This is a genomic window from Pseudovibrio sp. W74 (assembly GCF_001623085.1).
Taxonomy (GTDB): domain Bacteria; phylum Pseudomonadota; class Alphaproteobacteria; order Rhizobiales; family Stappiaceae; genus Pseudovibrio.
The window spans coordinates 165,397-185,736 of sequence record NZ_LMCJ01000064.1 but is presented as its reverse complement, the minus strand read 5'-3'; the positions used below and the strand labels follow the sequence as shown (position 1 = coordinate 185,736).

19 protein-coding genes are annotated in these 20,340 nt (G+C 52.4%); 13 read left to right on the top strand and 6 right to left on the bottom strand.

What is annotated here, in order from left to right; all coding sequences use genetic code 11:
• Window positions 1-52: 52 nt before the first annotated feature.
• Window positions 53-466: a rhodanese-like domain-containing protein gene (locus PsW74_RS27885; RefSeq protein WP_063286865.1), complete on the bottom strand. Its 414-nt coding sequence runs from the start codon at window positions 464-466 to the stop codon at window positions 53-55.
• A 223-nt stretch (window positions 467-689) separates the two neighbouring features.
• Between PsW74_RS27885 and ftrA the strand changes: the two genes are divergently transcribed.
• Window positions 690-1,679: a transcriptional regulator FtrA gene (gene ftrA / locus PsW74_RS27880; RefSeq protein WP_063286956.1), complete on the top strand. Its 990-nt coding sequence runs from the start codon at window positions 690-692 to the stop codon at window positions 1,677-1,679.
• Here the strand turns inward: ftrA and PsW74_RS27875 are convergent.
• Window positions 1,670-2,902: a TIGR03862 family flavoprotein gene (locus PsW74_RS27875; RefSeq protein ID WP_063286957.1), complete on the bottom strand. Its 1,233-nt coding sequence runs from the start codon at window positions 2,900-2,902 to the stop codon at window positions 1,670-1,672. The two genes, ftrA and PsW74_RS27875, sit on opposite strands and share 10 nt — an antisense overlap.
• 218 nt (window positions 2,903-3,120) lie before the next feature.
• Here PsW74_RS27875 and PsW74_RS27870 point away from each other — a divergent pair, with 218 nt between their 5' ends.
• The 3 genes from PsW74_RS27870 to PsW74_RS27860 all read left to right on the top strand — a co-directional run bounded on the left by PsW74_RS27870 (window position 3,121) and on the right by PsW74_RS27860 (window position 5,951).
• On the top strand, window positions 3,121-4,248 hold the full coding sequence (locus PsW74_RS27870) for a glycosyltransferase family 4 protein (protein ID WP_208988198.1): 1,128 nt from the start codon (window positions 3,121-3,123) through the stop codon (window positions 4,246-4,248).
• Window positions 4,249-4,318: 70 nt separating this feature from the next.
• Complete coding sequence (locus PsW74_RS27865; RefSeq protein ID WP_063286959.1) at window positions 4,319-4,756, top strand: VOC family protein; 438 nt, start codon at window positions 4,319-4,321, stop codon at window positions 4,754-4,756.
• A 169-nt stretch (window positions 4,757-4,925) separates the two neighbouring features.
• Window positions 4,926-5,951 carry an SEL1-like repeat protein gene (locus PsW74_RS27860; RefSeq protein ID WP_063286866.1) on the top strand — a complete coding sequence of 342 codons (1,026 nt, stop codon included), beginning with the start codon at window positions 4,926-4,928 and terminating at the stop codon, window positions 5,949-5,951.
• 57 nt (window positions 5,952-6,008) lie between these two features.
• Here PsW74_RS27860 and PsW74_RS27855 read toward each other — a convergent pair whose 3' ends face one another.
• Both PsW74_RS27855 and PsW74_RS27850 read right to left on the bottom strand, forming a co-directional pair.
• A complete protein-coding gene (locus PsW74_RS27855) occupies window positions 6,009-6,971 on the bottom strand; it encodes a glycosyltransferase (protein ID WP_063286867.1) in 963 nt (320 codons plus the stop codon).
• 123 nt (window positions 6,972-7,094) lie between these two features.
• A complete protein-coding gene (locus PsW74_RS27850; RefSeq protein ID WP_063286868.1) occupies window positions 7,095-8,009 on the bottom strand; it encodes a glycosyltransferase family 2 protein in 915 nt (304 codons plus the stop codon).
• Window positions 8,010-8,384: 375 nt separating this feature from the next.
• On the opposite strand from PsW74_RS27850, the gene PsW74_RS27845 reads away from it, so the two are divergent.
• The 3 genes from PsW74_RS27845 to PsW74_RS27835 all read left to right on the top strand — a co-directional run bounded on the left by PsW74_RS27845 (window position 8,385) and on the right by PsW74_RS27835 (window position 12,506).
• Complete coding sequence (locus PsW74_RS27845) at window positions 8,385-9,548, top strand: acetyl-CoA acetyltransferase (protein ID WP_063286869.1); 1,164 nt, start codon at window positions 8,385-8,387, stop codon at window positions 9,546-9,548.
• Between the two features lie 172 nt (window positions 9,549-9,720).
• Window positions 9,721-11,973 (top strand): hypothetical protein, encoded by a 2,253-nt coding sequence (locus PsW74_RS27840; protein ID WP_063286870.1) that lies wholly within the window; start codon window positions 9,721-9,723, stop codon window positions 11,971-11,973.
• Window positions 11,974-12,107: 134 nt separating this feature from the next.
• Window positions 12,108-12,506, top strand: coding sequence for a RidA family protein (locus PsW74_RS27835; RefSeq protein WP_063286871.1), 399 nt, complete (start codon window positions 12,108-12,110; stop codon window positions 12,504-12,506).
• A gap of 94 nt (window positions 12,507-12,600) precedes the next feature.
• Here the strand turns inward: PsW74_RS27835 and PsW74_RS27830 are convergent, their stop codons facing one another.
• Window positions 12,601-12,792 (bottom strand): hypothetical protein, encoded by a 192-nt coding sequence (locus PsW74_RS27830; protein ID WP_063286872.1) that lies wholly within the window; start codon window positions 12,790-12,792, stop codon window positions 12,601-12,603.
• A gap of 97 nt (window positions 12,793-12,889) precedes the next feature.
• Here PsW74_RS27830 and PsW74_RS27825 point away from each other — a divergent pair, with 97 nt between their 5' ends.
• From PsW74_RS27825 to PsW74_RS27800, 6 genes are all read left to right on the top strand, one after another.
• A complete protein-coding gene (locus tag PsW74_RS27825; RefSeq protein ID WP_063286873.1) occupies window positions 12,890-13,795 on the top strand; it encodes a LysR substrate-binding domain-containing protein in 906 nt (301 codons plus the stop codon).
• 487 nt (window positions 13,796-14,282) lie between these two features.
• Window positions 14,283-15,752 (top strand): siroheme synthase CysG, encoded by a 1,470-nt coding sequence (cysG, locus tag PsW74_RS27820; RefSeq protein ID WP_208988197.1) that lies wholly within the window; start codon window positions 14,283-14,285, stop codon window positions 15,750-15,752.
• Between the two features lie 11 nt (window positions 15,753-15,763).
• Complete coding sequence (locus PsW74_RS27815) at window positions 15,764-16,069, top strand: DUF2849 domain-containing protein (RefSeq protein WP_063286875.1); 306 nt, start codon at window positions 15,764-15,766, stop codon at window positions 16,067-16,069.
• 24 nt (window positions 16,070-16,093) lie between these two features.
• Entirely contained in the window at window positions 16,094-17,749 is a 1,656-nt protein-coding gene (locus PsW74_RS27810) for a nitrite/sulfite reductase (protein ID WP_063286876.1), read from the top strand.
• A complete protein-coding gene (locus PsW74_RS27805; protein WP_063286877.1) occupies window positions 17,739-18,482 on the top strand; it encodes a phosphoadenylyl-sulfate reductase in 744 nt (247 codons plus the stop codon). Before PsW74_RS27810 ends, PsW74_RS27805 begins: the two co-directional genes overlap by 11 nt.
• A gap of 7 nt (window positions 18,483-18,489) precedes the next feature.
• Entirely contained in the window at window positions 18,490-19,020 is a 531-nt protein-coding gene (locus PsW74_RS27800; protein ID WP_063286878.1) for a DUF934 domain-containing protein, read from the top strand.
• A 59-nt stretch (window positions 19,021-19,079) separates the two neighbouring features.
• Here PsW74_RS27800 and PsW74_RS27795 read toward each other — a convergent pair whose 3' ends face one another.
• Window positions 19,080-20,288: a hypothetical protein gene (locus tag PsW74_RS27795; RefSeq protein ID WP_063286879.1), complete on the bottom strand. Its 1,209-nt coding sequence runs from the start codon at window positions 20,286-20,288 to the stop codon at window positions 19,080-19,082.
• Window positions 20,289-20,340 lie beyond the last annotated feature (52 nt).

Here is a 20,340-nt window from a genome sequence, read left to right as displayed (position 1 = left end):
TTGGCGTAGTAAACTAGTGGTGGCACCGAGGCTAAGCCTCGGTGCTTGTTATTTAAGCAGGCTGTAATGCTTTTGAGGAAACCAACTCAAAGCCTTCGTCGATCCAGCCGGTCATACCGCCCAGCATAATCTTCACCGGACGTCCCAAGCGGGAGAGGTTATAGGCGGCCTTGTCTGCTCCGTTGCAATGCGGCCCAGCGCAATAGACCACAAACACGGTGTCCATCGGCCACTTGGCAAGGTTCTCTTCCGTCAGATCACGATGGTGAAGACAGATCGCACCATCCACGTGTCCTTTTGCAAAGCGGGTAGCACCGCGAACATCAATCAAAACGAATTCTGCAGTACCATCGGCCAAATCTGCCTGCACATCAGAGCAATCTGTCTCGAACTGCAGGATTGAACGGAAATGTGAGAGCGCCAGCTTTGGGTCGGCTGGGGAATATTCGAGCGCGCGTGAGGACATGTACGTCTCCAAATCTATGAGGATGCTCCTGATTAGCGGGAGGAGCGCAAAAAACACTTATTTTAAAGCAGCTTGCAGGAGAGGTGCCTCCGCAAACAGCCTTGGGTGATGACAGGAATTTCGCCTGCTCCCATAATCTGAAGAATTTCCCGGTTGCAAAAAACTGGCTCAAATGACTATATTCGTAAAAAATACGCCAATCTCTTTCGAGTTGAATTTTCCGATGGTCCAGCTCACACCCTGCAGCCCAAAAGGCCCGCTTGTCGCAACGCTCATCTATGACGGTTTGTGTACCTTTGAGTTTGGTCAGGCTTACGAGTTGTTCGGCCTGCCAAGACCAGAGCTCGGCGCGAACTGGTATAGGTATGAGACGGTCGCCATCGAGGACGGCCCTATCCGTGCCGCGGGTGGTCTGGAGATTAAAGCGGAAAAGCAGCTGGATGCGCTGGATCACGCCGACATCATCCTCATCCCCGGCTGGCGTGGCATTGATACCCCGGTGCCGGAGGACCTGATTGAGGCGCTCTGTAAGGCCTACAATCGCGGAGCCCGTGTTGCCTCCATCTGCTCCGGTGCTTTTGTACTGGCGCGCTCTGGCCTGCTCAATGGCCGCACAGCCACGACGCACTGGCGCTATGCCGAGGCGCTGCAAACCGGGTTCCCGTCCATCAACGTGGAAGAAGACCGGCTCTATTCAGAGACCGACAGGGTATTCACCTCCGCAGGCAGTGCAGCAGGCATTGACCTTGCGCTCCACATCATCCGGCAGGATTACGGCTCACAGATCGCTAACAGCGTTGCCAAACGATTGGTTGCACCTCCGTTCAGGGAAGGAACGCAAACCCAGTTTGCAGAACAGCCCGTACCCGAAGAACGAGAAAGCAAACGCTTCGCAGCGCTTTTTGAGGAACTGGAGAAAAAACGTGCCTACACCATGTCCGTGCCGGAAATGGCGGATCTGATGGGCATGAGCCAGCGCACCTTCATCCGCAAATTCTCAAAGGTAACCGGACTTGCACCCGCAGAGTGGCGGCGCACCAAGCAACTGGAAACAGCCAAGCACCTATTGGAAGTGGAAGAGGCGATGGACATGGAGAACCTTTCCCACCTCTGCGGGTTCGGCTCAGCAGCAACCTTGCGGCATCACTTCAGAAGCAAATATGGCACCACGCCAACAGCCTACAGGCGCCAGTTCCAAACCCGTCAGGCCTGAAGGTATGCTTTGATGCCATGCGCAGCAGAGCGACCTGTCGCAAACACCGCCTGCAGCAGATAGCCACCCGTTGGCGCTTCCCAGTCCAGCATCTCGCCGGCCACAAACACACCCGGCAGCTTGTTCAGCATGTAGTGCTCGTCAATCTCGTCAAACGAGATCCCGCCCGCGCTGGAGATCGCACGGTCAATGGGGCGCGGAGCAGTCAACTGCAATGGCAATGCCTTGATACGCGCTGCTAGCTCATCTGCCTCAATCGGCAGCGGTCCTGCTTCCCGCATCAAAGCGATCGCAGCAGCGGGCAGACCGGTTGCTTTGCGCAGGAAGTTGCTCATGGATTGTTTGCCACGTGGCCGCGCCAGCTTGGCCGCGAGCTTGTCAGCAGAGACATCCGGCTTCAGATCAATCTCAATCTGTGCCGTCCCTGTTGCAAGGATTGTATCCCGCAGATCAGCTGAGAGCGCATAGATCACGCCGCCTTCAATCCCACAAGCATCCAGCATAGCATCACCAACAACACGGCGATCTCCGTGGGAGACAGCTATCTTCTTCAGGGGAGTACCTTTGTGGCGGTCCTTGAAGTGATCCGAAAACGCAATCTCAAACCCGCAATTGGCAGGGAGCAGCGCGTTCACATCAATCTGCTTGTCACGCAAAGTCGAAACCCACGCGCCATCAGAGCCAAGCTTCGCCCAGGAACCTCCACCAAGCGCCAGCAAAACCGCGTCAAACACCTGTGCTTCAATGGGCTCATCGCCTTTTTGAAGCAGGACACCTCCGGCTTCATCAAGTCCGTGCCATCGGGTGTTCGCATGCAATGTTACGCCTTGCTGATCAAGCAATTTCAACCAGTTACGCAACAGCGGAGAGGCTTTGAAGCTTTTAGGAAACACCTTGCCGCTGGAACCTTCAAACGTCGGCTGCCCCAACTCTGCGCTCCATTCCCGCAGAGCAGAAGGAGGAAAATCCCGCACTGACTGCAACAGTTGCGCATGTGCAGGACGGTAGCGGCTCAGAAAAACCTCCAGATCCTCACTGTGGGTTAGATTGAGACCACCAAGCCCAGCCATCAAAAACTTGCGGGCAGGGGATGGGCGTTGATCAAAGAGGCTCACACGCACTCCGGCTTCTGCCAGATGTTGAGCAGCAAACAGCCCGGCAGGGCCCGCTCCGATGATTGCAACATGCTTTGTCAAAGATCCATCCAGTCCGCTTATGGTCATTGAGGCTCCAGCCAATGACATTTACAGCTCTAATGCCTTTGTTTTCCGCCAATTACAAGCCGGAAGAGCGCCACATCCCACAGGTGGAGCGCAGAGAACATCAGGGATTTTCACCTCCTTAAAGAAGCACCCCTGATATTAGAAGGAAGACTTCTAAGGAATGTACAGTCCCCGCACTTCAAGCTTTGCTGAATGCAAACAGTAAAGTGGGGGTCGCATTGAGAACTGCAATCGTAATGCCGCGTAATATGCATTTTTGCCAGTCTCGAGCCACATCAATAGATCTGTGCGCTCATGATCTTGCGCTTCATAGCCAGAACAAAAGCAACCTGCGTATTTTTGCAGGCGGCGAGGAGGATCTATTTGAAGATGTTGATGTTTTTGCAGTGACAGAACCGGGTAGAAAGCCAACGCCCGCAAAGTTCTATGATCCGCTGTCAGAGTTTGGACCGCAACTGATCGTCGTGCATCAGCATCTAGAAACGGCGTTTCAGATCATCACGGACTTTCCTGGCACCCCTGTAATCTTGCACAGGCATGGCAGATTTGAGCGCAACAGCGCGTTCAAACGCTGGAAGTACACCCGCAAAATGAACCGCCTTGCAGGCATCATCTGGGTTGGCGAAGATGCCCGCAATAACTTCTGCGAAAATTTCACGGGTGTAAAAGCCCGCAGTGTGGTGGTGCCCAACGGCATAGATTGCGAGCTCTGGTCCCCCGTCCCCAAAGAAAACTCTGTGATCTATGTGGGGCGGGCAAGGGAAGACAAAGGCGTGTTCGACCTGGCGCAGGCTTGGCTTGCCTGTGCAGATCGTTTGGATCGGACGGGGTGGAAACTGAATCTGGTACTGGCCGTTACCGACGAGGGAGAGCAATCAACAGCAAACTCTCTCCGGCAGATGCTTTCAAGCCACGCGGACAGTGTCTCAATTGAGACCAACCTCAATGCCTCAGATGTTCAAAAACGCCTCGCAAGATCATCCATCGCAGTGGTACCCTCCATCGTGGCAGAAGGTTTTGGCCGCACCGCGATTGAAGCCATGAGCTGCGGCGCTGCGGTGATCACCACACACTCTGGCGGCTTATGGGAGGCGGTAGGCGAAACTGGCAAGGTGATCAACCCAAGATCCCCCAAAGAGATTGCATCTGCACTGCTCGATCTAGCTGATAACCAGCCCCTGCGCGAAGACATGGCAGAAGCAGGACGGGAGAGAGTGCTTCGTCTCTTTAACATCCACCAGATCGCAGAAAACTACGACGACATGCTCATGAGCCTGTGGGATGACTTTGTCAGCGGCTCCGATAAAACACAGGGCCTCATCGACCACATGCTCGTGTCAGAGTGAGGTGAATGAAGACCGGGACTGGTACAGCAGGGCGAAGATCAGATCGCCCGCAACCCAGGAGATCAACAAAATGCACCCTGATCATGTGACAGTGGCTGTCCGCAATCTGGATGAGGCGCGTGCTTTCTTCAACTTGCTTGACTTTGAAGAAGCAAAATCTCTCGTTATCTCCGGTCCCGTGTTTTCAAAATACATGGGCATTCCGGATCTGGAAGCTGAGCACGTCACGTTGGTTCTGAAAGGTCATTGCCCCAGGTTTGAAATCCAACTGCTGCACTACCGCAATCCAGAGCCACGCACCGAGCCTTACCCTGAAGACCTCTGCCGAACAGGCTACAATCACCTGTGTTTCGCGGTCGATGATCTGGAAGACAGACTATCAAAGCTTCAAGCAGCCGGGTTCAAGACCCGTTCCGAAGTCATGGAGTTCAACGACAGAAAACTGGTGTTTCTGTTCGGGCCAGAAAAGATCACGATAGAATTAGCGCAGTGGACCAAGCCAGAGTGAAGCGCAGCCGCGAAGAAGAGCCTTCTCAGTTCCAAACAGGCTATGCTGCAGGCACTAAACTACGCAAGCACCGTGAGCGCAACGTCCCACCAGCAACGTCTTAACCGAACAAGAGATTTGATTAGTAAGGTGCAATCTTTGGTAGTTAAAATCAGTGGTAAGGGAAGTTATGTTTCACAACAAATTACTATTCTTGCTTTCTCTGTTTGCTTTTATTGGCTGGAAAACAGCAGTAAGTTCGCAAACTCTTGAAGAATGTCGACGTGATCCTGTGGGGGGAAATAGAGAAAATCTATCATCCTGCATCAAACTGGCGAATGCAACTGGTGATGGTCGTCTTCAATTTCGTCTTGGAGTAATATTTGCCAATGGTGAAGGGGTGCAGCAGGATTATGTTAAAGCACTTGAATGGTATCGCCAACCTGCAGCACAGGGCTCTTCTGGTGCACAATACAATATAGGTGTCATGTATCACAACGGTCAAGGAGTGCAGCAGGACTACGCAAAAGCGCTTGAGTGGTTTCGCGCAGCAGCTACGCAGGGGCATTCGAAAGCGCAGTATCACATAGGTTTTATGCATTACTATGGCCAAGGGATGCCTCAGGATTACGCTAAAGCCTTTGAATGGTATCGCAAAGCATCAGTTGATGGCCTAAGTCGGGCACAGAATTATTTAGGTTTTATGTACTCTAACGGCCAAGGTGTCCCGCAAGATTATACCAAAGCCCGTGAATGGTATCGCAAAGCTGCCACCAATGGTCATCCGAAAGCGCAAAATAGCTTAGGCTTAATGTACGTGAGGGGTGAAGGAGGCCAGCAAGATTACGCCGAAGCGTTTGATTGGTTTCGTAAAGCTGTATTAAATGGGTCTCATTTGGCGCAGAATAGCTTAGGTTTAATGTATGTAAACGGTGCCGGAGTGTACAAAGACTATGCAAAAGCGTTTAGTTGGTTTCGCAAGGGCGCAGAACTTGGTGATAGTGAAGCCCAGAGCAATTTAGGTGTCATGTATCAATTAGGTGATGGGATACCAAGAGATTATGTAATGGCTTATATGTGGCATAGTCTTGCTGCAAAGCACGGTAATAAACAAGCGATAAGAAATCGCACTGAAATCGTGGAGCATCTTACCCCTGAACAAATCACTGAAGGAAAACGAATGGTTCGTGACTGGATTAACGCCCATAGTGATTAAAACTAAACCGCCCTGAGTTCACATAAACACAATCTGCCAAGTATCGTGAGCGCAGCCTCACACCAACAACGCCTTGGCTGCTTCCTTGTAATTCCGTGCCTTTGCGTTCTCAACAAACAGCAGTCCCTTCATGTACTCCAACCGCGCCTTGGCCTTCTTGATACGCTGTGCCATGTGCCGTGCCACCTTTGGCGAGATATGCAGGAAGCCGCGCTCCCGTAGTTCATCACGCAGGGCTTGGCCCACATCATTCGCCAGCGTGTCCTTGCTGAAGCTTGGCTCCTCTTCATCGTACAACCGCGCAACAGCACACAGCAAAGCCATATCCGCTATCATCCGGTAAGGACGTCCGCTGCGTGCTGTCACCTGACCGGGATGCAGCCGATACCGGACAAGCCGCTCGTTGAGAGCACCAATCTTCCCATACTCCAGCAGGCGCAGATAAAGGTCATAATCCTCCGCTCCATCAAAATGCGGACGATAGCCGCCAAGGGTCAACACAGCATCACGGCGAAACATAATGGTCGGGTGGTACAAACAGCACTTCTCAAAGAGGCGCTTACGGATCTCAACCGAGCTTTTCGGGCACTCCATCTGGTCAATGATCTGCCCGGCCTCATCAATCACGGAGACTTCTGTCCCGCACAACTGCCAGTCAGGGTTCCGGTTCATAATCCGAACCTGCCGTTCCAGACGAAGCGACTCTGACAAATCATCCGCATCTAGGCGGGCAACCAATGGGCTCTCAATCACCGCAAGCCCGGTATTAAGCGCGTTTGAGATACCCTGACCTGGCCCTTCAAGAATCTGAAACCTGCCCTTCGGAAAATGGCTTGCAAAATGCTCCGCAATTTCCCGAGTTTCATCGGTGGAGGCATCATCCACCAACACAACAGCAAAGTCTGTGAAGCTTTGTGCCAACAGGCTGCTCAGCGTCTCTCCAAGCGTGTTTGCGGCATTGCGTGCAGGGATTAACACGCTGACAAGAGGGGCGGGATCCTGCTGTTGCTTTTCAGCCATTGAATAAGCCACCTATCTGCTTAAGCTCTTTTTGCCTTCCAGCTCAGGCTGCGAAGGAAGCTAAGCGTTTGTTGTGTTGCGTCGTTTCTTTGAAAAATCAGGAACATCGGGTGGAAGGCTGGGTCAGGTCTTATCCTGCCGTGCAGCAGTCGCCCCCCTCTGAGATGAATGAGTCTGTTCCAGAAGATCTGCTTCAATGGATTTCGCGACCCGCAGATATCGCCCAACTGCATAGTTGGTAGAGGCAATCAAACCCCACCAGCCATATCGGCAGTACCCGCGCACCAGATAGCCCTTCAGAAAGGCTGCGGGAAACTCATAGAGCAGCCGTGACTTCGGCATCCTGCGGCCCCGTCCACGCATCTCATGCACTTGCATGGTGGAATAGCGGTTCATCTTCTCAAAGTGGAAGGCGACGCTGGGAATACTGCGGTGGTCCATATGCCCCTTCAGCATGCCTATCTTGGCATCGCTGGGCGGACGAACCGTGTCATGCACCGAGCTGGCAGAAAAACGGCCTACACTCCTGCGGTAAAGCCGGATTTGCTTATGAGAGTAGGCGTGTTTTGCAGCGGTCGTTTCGTGAGGCCACACATCGCAGATGTCCACCTCCCAAAAATCGTTCTGCGCAAGAACAGAGGTCTGGAACAAGCCCACTATCTCATCACGCAGTGCAGGTGTGACCACCTCATCGGCATCAATGTTCAGGATCCAGTCATTCCGGCATTGGTCCTCACCAAACCGCTTTTGTAAGCCGTACCCGTTCCAGTCATTGTACAGCACACTGGCGCCCATGCGCTGGGCAACGGTGACGGTCTGGTCCGTCGACCCGCTGTCAATCACAATGACCTCATCAGCCCAGTGAATGCAGCTGGCAATCGTCTGCCCGATCCGGTCTTCCTCATTCTTCGCGATGATGAAAACAGACATTGGAATGCGGGCCTCATCAGATCGCTCGTCAGCGGTTGGCTTTCCTTGCTGGGCCCGCTTTGCTGCAATGTCGATGATTTTGCTCTGGGTGGAGATATCGGGCCTCAAACTCTTGGATTATCCGCAATAATCTAGAGTTTACTCCCCCCTACACATTCCGAAATTCGTCTAATATGAAGGACTGTTTTCACCCAATAGAAACCCATCAATATCAAATAAGGGAGATGACTGAGAAAGTCGTCGCGCACCGCCAGTCAAACCCTGCTCATACGGCGAGAGCAAACCAGAAACCATCACTCGGCTTGGGTGGAAAGGACTGTCAGATCGACAAAACCTAGCATAAAGTCCCTCGGATAGCCCCGTTCACTACAACTTCCGTATGATTGCATCTCGCGCGCAGGGGTGAAACGATTTGCGCGCATTTGAGAGCCGGGTTTGAGGCGAGACTTTCGGCACCCACTTTAATTTCTTTGGGAGAAGAAAATGGCCGCAATTATTGGTTGGGCACATACACCGTTTGGCAAACTGGCAGATGAAACCGTAGAGACTCTGGTCACAAAGGTTGCCAAGCAAGCGATTGCCGATGCCGGTCTCGCCGCTGAAGACATTGATGAGATCGTTCTGGGTCACTTCAATGCAGGTTTTTCCAAGCAGGATTTTACAGCAAGCCTCGTGCTTCAGGCAGATGACAAGCTGCGCTTCAAGCCAACCACCCGCGTTGAAAATGCATGTGCGACTGGCTCAGCTGCCGTGCATCAGGGCGTCAAATCCATCAAAGCAGGCGACGCCAAGTTCGTGCTTGTCGTTGGTGTTGAGCAGATGACCACCACGCCGGGCCGTGAAATCGGAGCAAACCTGCTCAAAGCCTCTTACTTGCCAGAAGATGGCGATACCCCGGCTGGTTTCGCTGGTGTCTTCGGCAAAATCGCAGGCATGTATTTCCAAAAGCATGGCGACCAGAGCGAAGCGCTGGCCCACATCGCTGCGAAGAACCACAAGAACGGCGTGGAGAACCCATACGCACAGATGCGCAAGGATCTCGGCGTAGAGTTCTGCCTCAATGAGAGCGAGAAGAACCCGTTTGTAGCTGGCCCGCTGAAGCGCACCGACTGCTCACTTGTGTCTGACGGCGCAGCAGCCATTGTTCTCACAGACACCACCACAGCGCTCTCCGCTAAAAAGGCTGTTGCCTTCCGCGGCATGGGGCATGCGCAGGATTTCCTGCCAATGTCCAAGCGCGACATCCTCAAGTTCGAAGGCTGTACGGAAGCTTGGAAGCGTGCGCTCTCCATGGCCAACATCACCGTTGAAGACCTGTCCTTTGTTGAAACCCACGACTGCTTCACCATCGCTGAGCTGATCGAATATGAAGCCATGGGGCTGGTGCCAGAAGGTCAGGGTGCGAAAGCCATTCTGGAAGGCTGGACCCAGAAGGACGGCAAATTGCCGGTCAACCCATCTGGCGGTCTGAAAGCCAAAGGCCACCCAATCGGTGCGACTGGCGTGTCCATGCACGTCCTCACATCCATGCAGCTGGTAGGCGAAGCTGGCGGCATTCAGGTGGATGGTGCAGAGCTCGGCGGCATCTTCAACATGGGCGGCGCAGCCGTTGCCAACTATGTGTCTGTGATGCAGCGCCTCAAGTAAACCCGGCAAAACCAGACAAATGAGTATCAGAGCCCCGGTCCGCCGGGGCTTTTCTTTTGCATTGTGGCCTTGCAGCTCACCAATCGCTAACTAAGCCCTCAAACCAACATCATCACGCCAATGTGATCGTGGTAAACCTCTTGTCTGACGCAAGGTTAGGAGAGGTGTGTCGATGCCAGGACAAGAGTCAGCCCCCAAGTACGATGATTGGCTGAAAAAAGTCTATTCAGAGATGAACTGGAAGTTCCATGATCTCGTTGGCGGTGGCCGGAAGAAACGCTCTGCAAGCGTCACCAGCAAAACCTCTGAGGCAAGCGCGGCGATTGGCTCGCAAGTGGACGAAGACACACCAGAGTGGACCACAGAACCTGATATCGCAGATTACATCGTTGAAGGCACACCGGCCGCGGAACGTAAGAAACGACCTCTCTCAGCAGCTTTGAAAGACGCCGGCATCAAATCCACCGAAGGCTTCACCCAGCGCCTCAACTCCTACCAGTCCCAAAAATCCCATTATGATGAAGACCCGTTGGGTGCAGCCTATGCGGACCCGGAGGCCGTCAAATGGGATCGACTGGTCAAAGGCACTCTGGGGGAGAGTGATAATAAAGCCCGGCAAATGGTGCTGATGCAGCACGAAATCGAGCTGAAAAAACAATCCCGTCAATTGACCCGCGAAGTGTTTCAGGATCAGTCAACCGCGCCCGAGTTCAGAGCCTATCTCCGTCAGGCCAGCGATACCCCTTCCAACCAAATGGACACAGCACAGCGCGAAACCATCATGTTCTTCAGCCAGAATATGAAGGTGTTGGGCAATGAGCTAGTGGCCTCAACCAAAGAGCTGATGCACGAAAAAGCCTTTGGCGACACCATGATGAAGACCCTGCATGAAGCCAAAGCCAATGCGGTGTCAGAGCGTGAAAAGAAACGACTGGCCGAGCTGGAAGAAGAAGCCATCGCCTATGGCACCGCCACCTCCAAGCAAATGGCCTTCGCGCTCAATTGCACCAACTGCGTGGAAGCTGCAATCAATCGGGGAGCTGAAGTCGAAGCAGCCGTCCTGCAATTGTCAGATGAGCGGCCCAAAGCTGTTTTCGCCACCTCTGGCTTACAGCGCACGGCAGAAGAAATGGTGCTGGCTCATCTGGACAAAAGCAACAACATGAAGAAGAGCCTGGCCTGGGCAGAAACGCAGCCATGGGCCCAGATGGTGAAGGTCAACATAAAAAAAGAAGGCCGCAACTTTTCCATCACATCAGAAACACGAAAAGCACCGGAAACACCGGCAAGCACCGGCGACCCGATGGTCGATAACCACGTGGACATGCCCCACAAAGCTGTAACCAAAACCGAGCTCGCAACCACGCCGGAGCTGGTCTTCAACGGCCTTCGCTCAGGCCAGATGATGGCCTCCATGTCTCACCGCGAGACTGGTGAAACAGGACCGGACGGCAAACCATTTGTGGGCATTCCCAGTGAGGCCTCCATGGCATGGGCCAAAACTTTGCTGACAGCTCAAAAAGAAGGACAGGACATATCGGATCAACTGCCGGACTATATGGAAGTGAAGGAAGTCTGGTACCGCGAAAACCGCTCTGGCCTCAAAGGAAAACTCAAACGCGGCAAGCCTGAAAAGAAAGTCCATGTGGTGACGTATAAGGAGACCTCGGAGTCTGTTCAGGCGGCCCAAAAGCTTCGCGCAGCACCCAAAAACATGGCTGGAGATCTGGCAGAGCTTGCAGATAACATTGCTGACCTGAAGGCAGATCAGGCCCGCAAAGCTGAAAAGCTGAAAGCACATAAAGAGGAGCTGGAGAAATTCCTCAGCTCCAAAGGCGAGGGCATGCTGGAAAGCTTCGGCGAAGCCCATGAAGCCTTCAACGCCCTGCAGGAAAACATTCTCCAGCAGGTGATCGCAAAAATGAGCAAGGGCACCAGTCTCAAGAACATCAAGAAATGGGCCAGCAAACAGCCTTGGGTAATGATGTTCGAGATCGAGTTCAAGCCTGACGAAAGTGGCAAGAAGAACCATTACAACGTCGTCGTTAAAGAAAAAGAGGAGGAAGTAGAAGAGACCGACGGAGCACCGGAAGGGGGCCGGACAGAAGCAGACGGCAGAACAAAAGACCAGGAAGCCTCACTGACAGGTGCATTAGCAGCCCTCTCAAAGCCTGCTGTCCAAAAAGAACTAATCCTCAAATACACTGGCGAAAAGCACAACGGCGTACCTATCGTCGAAAAACCAAGCGACCTGGCAAAAAAATGGGCAGATATGATTATGAAGGTCTATGGCTCCAACGCCAAACTACCAGCCTATCTGGTGCTCAAGGATGTCGTCTACAAATCAGCTTCCCGAAATCTGATCCGGCGCGGTAAATACATCCCTTGCAAGGCCGTGGAGTTTATTCCTTCCGCCTTCAAGTAAAAGAAGCAAGCCAGTCTCACGACAACATCATTTGGATTTTCACCGCCCTCTGCTAGGTTCTGCGGGCGGTTTTATAGTTTGCATGTCTTCGGTTCGTTCGAAGCTCCCGAAGGCACGTGCAAGAAAGGTATTTCATGGTCAAGCGTTTAGTGCTCCCGCACGAGTTTCAATCCGTTTCAGAACAGCTCAACATGTCACCAGCTATCTTCTCGGGAAACCACATCTTCCTGAGTGGCATGACAGGCGCGGATATGAGCGGCCAGATGCCGGAAGACCCCGAAGCCCAGTTCCGCAACACCTTCAAAAAGATCGAATGCATCCTGCGTGAAGCCAACGTCGATATGGATGCTGTTGTTGAGATGACCAGCTACCACATCGGCCTGCGCGATCACTTCGAGCTGTTCGACTCCATCCGCCTCGAGTTCTTCTCCAAACCCTACCCAGCCTGGACCGCCATCGAAGCCGCCGGCCTCCGCCGTGAAGGCGCCCTGGTAGAAGTCCGCGTCATCGTCAGCGCACACTATGGCGGGTGAGGTGGACCTGCATTCTTAGTTTGAATTTGCTAGTTTGGGATGATTTAGGGGATAACAGAGGGTGATAAGAATCATATGACGATCTTATGTAACTTCATCTGACATTTGGGCCTAGCTCTAAGTTGACCCCAATATCCTTTTGTAAGTGTGCTGGCAGATCACGTGCATCTAAACGCTCACTCCCGCTTTTCATTGAAAAGAAAATATCTCTAAATACTTTAGCTAACCTATTGAAAATATTTGATGATACTTTGATTTTATGAGCCTCAACGGTGAAATCTGCCATGCTTTTTCTCCTGCTGTTGTTGGGGAATTAATGCCGGAGGTTGCATTTACAGTCCAATCGAATATAGGGAAGAAAGCATAAGGAGATTTTATCAAAGATGCCGAACAGTCTGCCACCACTCAATGCTCTTCGCGCCTTCGAAGCTGCAGCGAGACATTCCAACTTCACCCGTGCTGGGGAGGAGCTGGGAATGACGCAAGCAGCGGTGAGTTATCAGATAAAAGTGCTGGAAGATCGTGCCGGTAAACCCTTGTTTAATCGGGTAGGAAGACAAGTTGTTTTAACGGAGGCAGGTGCGCAACTTGCGGCAGTTGCAAATGAGGCTTTTCAGTCTATTCGTGCTGGCTTTTCGGCTGTGCAAGGAACGCAGGATGGGACACTGAAGCTAAGTGTGGTTCCCACCTTTGCCATGAACTGGCTCTCGTTGCGTATCGGAGAGTTTCAGATGGCGAACCCCAAAATTGCTGTTCAATTGGAAGCCTCTGGCGGTGTTGTTGATTTTGCATCCTCTGATATTGATATGGGGATCAGAAACAGCCCAAAAAAGTGGCCTGGGTTATGTTGTCACAAACTAGCCGAAGTTACGTATACTCCCATGTTAAGTCCAAGACTTGCTGACAGTATTGGCGGTGTGAACAAGCCTGAAGACCTGCTGAAACTTCCCATTATTGATACAGGAGATCCTTGGTGGAGAAACTGGTTTGAAGCAGCTGGCGTGAAAGATCCCGATTTTTCAAACCAACCCGTTTCCCAAATGGGCACGCAAACTGTTGATGGAAATATCGCGATTGCGGGGCATGGTGTTGCGATTCTGACACCGTTGTTTCATTCAAGTGCGTTGCGTAATGGCCTGCTTATCCAGCCCTTCCCATTAAAGTGCACGGCTGAAAATCCAGTTTGGCTTGTTTACCGTGAAACGCAGAAAAACAACCCCAAAATAAAGCTGTTCCGAGACTGGATATTGAGCGAAATGGAAAAAGACAAGGCTGGCTATGCTGTCTGATCCTGTTTGGAAGATTTAACAGGATAAGCTGGAACTGATTTCATCCATGTCGCACTCCGCATTAAACGCGTGGTAGCAACCTGTAAAACGCGAAGAACCAGATTCTTTAAAATACGAGTTCGTCGAAATTGATAGGTTTTCATTTCTGGTGTTCGTTGCTCTAACGGATGTTAGGGGTATGTAGATTTATTTTCTCAATCAGCAAATGTGATGGTAATTTTGAGAGCTTATGTGGTCATATCTGCTGTAAATGTAGAATGATGTTTCACGAGTGCCGTTTTTAAAGTCAGGGCATCTTTCCTCCGTTCGAGCGCATGAAAAAAATCTTTTCTACGCACTCATCCAGCTTTGGAATGCCATACCGAGCTTAGAGGAACTCTACTCTGTAAACTCGCTCCCAATGAAGTGCATTCCCGAAAAGTGGGAACCGGTTTTCGGATAAGAATTCACTCCAGCATAAATGATCCCAAAACGCTTGGAGAGCGCAATGGCTTTGGTAGAGAGCTTCAACACACAACAGGACGAGAGCAATAAACTCGCTGTCTTTCCAACCTTTCACAAGGTTGAAGGCAAAATGGTTGTTGTTGTTGGCTGTGGTGATGAAGCTGCTGCGAAGGTGAGGCTTCTGGCGCAAACCAAAGCGCACATCCGCGTTGTCAGCCATGAGCGCCCTAGTGCAGCTTTGGCTGAAGCGGTGGCAGACGCGGACGGCGTCTTCATGCTTAGCGTGTTCAAACCGGCTTATCTGGATGGCGCAGCCCTGGTGTTTGCTGCCACTGATGAAGAAGAGCTGGATCGTGAGATCGTAGAAGCTGCTCGTGAGAAAGGCATCCCGGTCAACGCAGTGGACCGTCCTGAGCTTTGTGATTTTTACACCGGTGCGATGGTCAATCGCGCACCTGTTGCCGTGGCGATCACCTCAACAGGCGTTGGCCCTGTTTATGCCCGCCACATCCGCGCACAGGTTGAAGCCTTGTTACCACGTGAAGCCGGTCAACTCGCAAGGTTGGCAGACAGCTTCCGTGCTACAGTTGGTAAGCTGATGCCTTCGGGAAGTGCGCGTCGTCGCTTTTGGGCTGAATTTTTTTCAGGGACTATAGCTGCGAACACTTTTGCTGGTGAGACACAAAAGGCTCTGACCGAAGCGCATCGCTTGCTGAACAGTGAGCAGGATCAGCGGGGATATGTCTGGCTCGTGGGCGCTGGCCCGGGCGCAGAAGACCTGCTGACCCTGCGTGCACAGCGTGTCCTGCAAGAAGCAGATGTTATTTTCTATGATGCATTGGTACCGGATGCCGTGGTTTCCATGGGGCGCCGCGATGCAACACGCATTAGCGTAGGAAAACGCAAAGGAACGCACAGTTCAACGCAAACGCAAATCAACCAGTTATTGGTCTCCGCTGCCAAGTCCGGCAAACGAGTTGTCCGCCTGAAGGCAGGGGACCCAATGGTGTTTGGCCGCGCTGGAGAAGAGATCGCCGCGCTGCGTGAGCATGATGTGGACTTTGAAATTGTACCCGGTGTCACCGCAGCGTTTGCCGCGGCCGCCAGTGCGCAAATTCCTTTGACATTACGCGGGGTTGCCTCCTCACTGGTGTTTGCTACAGGGCATAACCAGCATGGAGATGTCCTCCCGGACTGGGCGGACCTTGCTCTGAATGGGGCGACAACCGCCGTCTACATGGGGCGCACCGTTGCAGGAAAAGTTGCCAACTTGCTGGCAAAATCCGGGTTGGACTTATCCACGCCTGTCATGGCGATTGAGAACGCAGCTCAGACAAAAGAACGCAATTTTGCAGGCACCCTGCAAGACCTTTGTAATTTTGAGCAGCACGACAGTGTCACCGGACCCACACTTATCATCATTGGTAAGGCAGTGGCCCACGCAGATCAGTCGCGCTCGCTCCCTCTAAGTCCAATTAAATTCGAGAAGTTACCGGCTGTTGTCGCAGCCTAGGGAGAGACCCGATGAAAACTATTACCGCCAACAGACTGGTCGATGGTGATGTCGTCTGGCTCGGCCACAACGGAGAGTGGGTCGAGTTTGTTGAAGCAGCCTGGGTTCTGGGCTCCGACGAAGACATGGCCTCAGCTCTGGATTTCGCGAAAGCCGGTGAAGACAAACAATACGTTCTCGGCACCTACGCGATTGATCTGGAACTGAAAGACGGCCATTTGCAGCCAAAGAGCCTGAAAGAGCGCATTCGCGCACAAGGGCCAACCACTCGTCTCGACCTCGGCAAGCAAGCCGAACGCCATTTGCGTTCGGCCTAAGTCCTTTTAGATTCAGGAGTTTCCATGTACCGCTACGATGAATTTGATCGCGACTTTGTTAATCAGCGCGTGAGCCAGTTCGAGGATCAGGTCCGCCGCCGTATGTCTGGCGAGCTGACCGAAGACGAGTTCAAGCCGCTCCGCCTGATGAATGGTCTTTACCTGCAGCTGCACGCTTACATGCTGCGTGTCGCAATTCCATACGGCACGCTCAATGCAAACCAGATGCGTAAACTTGCCCATATTGCAAGGACTTACGACAGAGGTTACGGCCACTTCACAACGCGCCAGAACGTCCAGTTCAACTGGCCAAAGCTCTCTGATACGCCTCAGATCCTGCATGAACTTGCCGACGTCGAGATGCACGCCATCCAGACCTCTGGCAACTGTATCCGCAATGTCACCTCCGACCAGTTCGCAGGCGCAGCCGCAGACGAGTTCGCAGACCCACGTGTTTATGCCGAAATCCTGCGCCAATGGTCTTCGCTACACCCGGAATTCCTGTTCCTGCCACGCAAGTTCAAGATTGCGATCACAGGCGCTGAACATGACCGCGCTGCCGTGCAGGTGCACGACATTGGCCTGCAGCTGACCCGCAATGAAGACGGGGAAATCGGCTTTGTGGTGTTCGTCGGTGGTGGCTTGGGCCGTACGCCGATGGTAGGCCGTAAGGTACGGGATTTCCTACCGGAAAATGACTTGCTGGCCTACAGCGAGGCGATCCTGCGCGTCTACAACCGCTATGGCCGTCGTGATAATAAGTACAAGGCTCGCATCAAGATTCTGGTTCACGAAACCGGTCTGGAAGAACTGAAGCAGGATATTGAGGCCGAGTTCGAGGCAACCAAAAACGGCATTCTCGATCTGCCAAATGAAGAAGTGGTCCGCATCAACGAATACTTCGCACCACCATCTTTTGAAGCCCTGCCAAAGATTAGCACAGAGCTGGAAGCAGCCAAGCGCGAAGACCGCGATCTGGCCTTGTTCTCCAGCCGCAACCTGCATGCGCACAAAGCTGAGGGTTACACATCTGTCACCATCTCGCTCAAGCCAATTGGCGGAGCGCCGGGGGATGCAACTGCCGATCAGATGGACGTAATTGCTGATGTAGCACAACGGTTTGGACATGATGAATTGCGCGTCACACATGAGCAGAACCTCGTTCTGCCGCACGTGAAGCTGCAAGATGTTCCCACTGTCTACAAGATCCTGAAGGCAAACGAGCTCGCAGATTCAAATGCTGGCCTGATCACCGACATGATCGCTTGCCCGGGTCTGGACTATTGTGCTCTGGCAAATGCTCGCTCAATTCCAATTGCTCAGGAAATATCCAAGCGATTTGAAGAGGTTAAGCGCCAGAACGAAATTGGTGATTTGAAACTGAAAATCTCCGGCTGCATCAACGCCTGTGGTCACCACCACGTCGGCCACATCGGCATTTTGGGCGTAGACCGTAAAGGCGAAGAGCTTTATCAGATTACACTGGGTGGTTCTGCAGATCAGAACACATCTATCGGCAAAATCATCGGCCGCGGCTTCCCGGAAGCAGAGATTACTGATGCCGTTGAGACTGTTGTCGATACCTATTTGGCGAACCGCCTGGATGAGGACGAAAGCTTCATCGACGCCTATCGCCGCTTGGGTGATCAGCCATTTAAGGACGCTCTTTATGGAGCATAGTCAATCACATAAGGCCTCTTTGGAGGCACAGGTGAAGCTGCTGAACCGGATGTATTCCGAGCGCGATGCTAAGGACATCCTGCAGCATGCGCTCACAGAGCAATTCTCTGGAGAGATGGCTCTGGTGTCCTCATTTGGCGCGGACAGCTCCGTGCTGCTTCACATGGTCTCTCAGATCGACGTGCGTACACCAGTCCTGTTTGTCGACACCGGCAAACTGTTTGGCGAAACAAAGCGCTATCGTGACGAGCTGGTTGAGCAACTTGGGCTTTTAGACGTACGTGTCATCACGCCTGAACCAGAAGATCTTGCTGAGAAAGATCCAAAAGGTGCTCTCTGGGCGTCTGATACTGATGCGTGCTGTCACATCCGCAAAGTGGTTCCACTCGCAAAAGCGCTTGGTGGCTTCGAAGCTTGGATCTCTGGTCGCAAACGCCATCAGGCTGACACTCGAGCCAGTCTGGAGCATTTTGAGGTCGAAGAAGGCCGTATCAAAGTGAACCCGCTGGCCAACTGGACCGCTGCCGAAGTCCTTCAATACGCAAAGGATAATGGCCTGCCACCACATCCGCTGGTCGCAGAAGGGTATCCTTCCATCGGCTGTATGCCTTGCACAGACAAGGTTGCTCCGGGCGAAGACCCACGCTCAGGTCGTTGGCGCGGTCAGGACAAAACTGAATGTGGAATTCATTTCTCAAGTGCGTCCAAGGGCGGCGCAGCCCACAGCATCTGAGGTTCAAATGACAACAGAACTCAAAAAGACCACTGAGATCTTCAAGAACGACGAGATCGTTGCTGATGACTGGGCTTACATCACAGAGGATGAAGCCCTGCCAGCCGAGGGGAAACTTATCTTCTCTTTGGAGCGTTTTCTGGCAGAAGAACAACAGCTTAAGCAAGCAAATCTGACTTTGGGTGTTGTGCTGCGTGCAGGTGAAAAAGCAGAAAAACTGGCTGATCATCTTGAGGCGCTGGAACTCATTGCAGTGGACTTCCCAAGCTTCGCAGATGGCCGAGGTTTCTCTGCTGCCCGCATCCTGAGAGATGGATTGCGCTACGGTGGCGAGATCCGTGCGGTTGGTCCGTTCATTCTCGATCAGATTGGCTTCATGCTCCGCGTCGGCATCAACAGTTTCGCGCTGGACAACCCACGTCTACGAGCTGATCTGGAGTCCGGCAACCTCAATGAGGTCACCGCCTACACGCAGCCAGTCTTTGCGCGAAAAGAAGCGCCCGCTGGTACGAGACCATGGGCGCGGCGTCCAATCTGATTTTAGAGCAAGATATTCAAGTTTAATGAGAAAAGGCGGGTCAAACACCCGCCTTTTTCTTATTCTGCTGGTTGAGCCTGTAGCTGGTTGGACGCTGAAAGCATCTTTCCGTTGAGCTTCAGGAACAGCCAGACTGTCGCGATCTGGATTACAATCAGCGGGGCGTACAGCGCGAAGTAGGCGATGGACATGGAACCAAGAACACCAAGCTTCACAAGACCCGCATTGATTACGAAATTACCGAAGACGAACAATGCAACACCAGGGCAAACCAGCGCGTAAGAACCTGGAGACTTGTCCGGACCAGCAATCCAGCGGTCATAGTAGCCAACCCGCTTCATGACTGCCCAGCCGATCAGACCAAACAGGATCTGGATTGCGAACAGGCTGATCAGGAAAACATAGATACCGCCAGCAGTTACCGGTGCATCGAAGTTATGTGCAAGGCTCATCTTGATGCGGTAGATTGCAATGCCAACAACGGTCAGGAACGGAATAATGATCCAGAGTGTTGGTGTGGTTTCACCCGCTGCCTTGTGCTCCATCATAGAACGGAAGCCGAGGATCAGTTTGATTGTCCCCATCACAATGGCTGCGCCGATGAACAGAGCGCTACCAGCAATGCCGATTGCCGCAATCACCTTGGTTTGACTCATAGCTGCCGGAGCAGAGAAGCCAACGCCAATCATGGCAAATGCGAACACGGAGATCATCTGACCAAGGCTGTTGTTCTTTGCGCACTCATATCCACCCTCTGTCAGGACACGGGAGATGAAGTCCAGATAGATGCGGAAACCCAATACTCCGATAGCTGCAAATGCCAGCAGGGAGAAGGGGAACAGGATTTCGCGAATGCTCCAAAGGCCTGGCACAAACACCGCACCCGCGATGAAGCTGACATTGACTGTCATGGCAAGAGCCAATGGAATAGTCATCAGCTGACTTTCCGCATTGGAATTCTTAAAGCCTTCAAAAACCTTGGTTTGTTTCCACTTTCCGTATTCGGAGAAATTCCAGAACAGCAAGCGAAAGTGCAAAACTGAGAAGAAGATAATACCAACCGCGGCCACAACAATCAGCGCCTGCATAGCGATGGAACCGTTGTTGAAGGCCTCAGTCAAAGAGGCAAAGTTGGCGATAGGAGATCCCTTATGTGGTGTCATCCACATAAGGTACATAAAGAAGCTAATTGCCAAGCCACCTGCACCAACGGCGGACAAAAAGTACAGAGGAGAATACCGCTCACCTAAATTAGAAAGATAACGCATTGGGCTAATCCTTTTTTGAAGTTGAAATTAGCATATTAGAAAATACTAAAAT

What these genes read in the sequence shown, in the direction of transcription:
- PsW74_RS27885 (WP_063286865.1), bottom strand. Translation starts at nt 466, where the DNA reads ATGTCCTCACGCGCGCTCGAATATTCCCCAGCCGACCCAAAGCTGGCG.
- ftrA (WP_063286956.1), top strand. Translation starts at nt 690, where the DNA reads ATGGTCCAGCTCACACCCTGCAGCCCAAAAGGCCCGCTTGTCGCAACG.
- PsW74_RS27875 (WP_063286957.1), bottom strand. Translation starts at nt 2,902, where the DNA reads ATGACCATAAGCGGACTGGATGGATCTTTGACAAAGCATGTTGCAATC.
- PsW74_RS27865 (WP_063286959.1), top strand. Translation starts at nt 4,319, where the DNA reads ATGCACCCTGATCATGTGACAGTGGCTGTCCGCAATCTGGATGAGGCG.
- PsW74_RS27860 (WP_063286866.1), top strand. Translation starts at nt 4,926, where the DNA reads ATGTTTCACAACAAATTACTATTCTTGCTTTCTCTGTTTGCTTTTATT.
- PsW74_RS27855 (WP_063286867.1), bottom strand. Translation starts at nt 6,971, where the DNA reads ATGGCTGAAAAGCAACAGCAGGATCCCGCCCCTCTTGTCAGCGTGTTA.
- PsW74_RS27845 (WP_063286869.1), top strand. Translation starts at nt 8,385, where the DNA reads ATGGCCGCAATTATTGGTTGGGCACATACACCGTTTGGCAAACTGGCA.
- PsW74_RS27840 (WP_063286870.1), top strand. Translation starts at nt 9,721, where the DNA reads ATGCCAGGACAAGAGTCAGCCCCCAAGTACGATGATTGGCTGAAAAAA.
- PsW74_RS27835 (WP_063286871.1), top strand. Translation starts at nt 12,108, where the DNA reads ATGGTCAAGCGTTTAGTGCTCCCGCACGAGTTTCAATCCGTTTCAGAA.
- PsW74_RS27830 (WP_063286872.1), bottom strand. Translation starts at nt 12,792, where the DNA reads ATGGCAGATTTCACCGTTGAGGCTCATAAAATCAAAGTATCATCAAAT.
- PsW74_RS27825 (WP_063286873.1), top strand. Translation starts at nt 12,890, where the DNA reads ATGCCGAACAGTCTGCCACCACTCAATGCTCTTCGCGCCTTCGAAGCT.
- cysG (WP_208988197.1), top strand. Translation starts at nt 14,283, where the DNA reads ATGGCTTTGGTAGAGAGCTTCAACACACAACAGGACGAGAGCAATAAA.
- PsW74_RS27815 (WP_063286875.1), top strand. Translation starts at nt 15,764, where the DNA reads ATGAAAACTATTACCGCCAACAGACTGGTCGATGGTGATGTCGTCTGG.
- PsW74_RS27810 (WP_063286876.1), top strand. Translation starts at nt 16,094, where the DNA reads ATGTACCGCTACGATGAATTTGATCGCGACTTTGTTAATCAGCGCGTG.
- PsW74_RS27805 (WP_063286877.1), top strand. Translation starts at nt 17,739, where the DNA reads ATGGAGCATAGTCAATCACATAAGGCCTCTTTGGAGGCACAGGTGAAG.
- PsW74_RS27800 (WP_063286878.1), top strand. Translation starts at nt 18,490, where the DNA reads ATGACAACAGAACTCAAAAAGACCACTGAGATCTTCAAGAACGACGAG.
- PsW74_RS27795 (WP_063286879.1), bottom strand. Translation starts at nt 20,288, where the DNA reads ATGCGTTATCTTTCTAATTTAGGTGAGCGGTATTCTCCTCTGTACTTT.